Below are 297 nucleotides of genomic sequence, written 5' to 3'. Positions count from 1 at the left end.
CATATTAAAATGACTTGTACTGTTTTATTTATGTATTATTTTTTAGACAAGATATACTTAAAACTTATACAAAATTTAAAACGCAGGTACTAATTTCCACACAACTTCTTCTTTACCTAAATAGGTCGTTGTAAGAGGACCATTCATTGGCGAAAAAACATCTTCATAAGAGAGATATCCACCCTCTGCTTGAATTGTATATCCTCCCTCTACAGGAATTATGTCCCAATAAGATGCATCTTTCTCCCAATTAAGACTTACACTATTGCCGCTTGCATAGAACCAATAAGAAACAGG

1 pseudogene is annotated in these 297 nt (G+C 33.0%); it reads right to left on the bottom strand.

The features are described from left to right. Window positions 1–75 precede the first annotated feature (75 nt). A pseudogene (locus AC1M36_RS28585) lies at window positions 76–297 on the bottom strand (hypothetical protein); the annotation flags it as partial.

This window comes from Bacillus sp. Medicinal_06, assembly GCF_056711665.1.
This window is presented reverse-complemented; position numbering and strand designations above follow the sequence as displayed.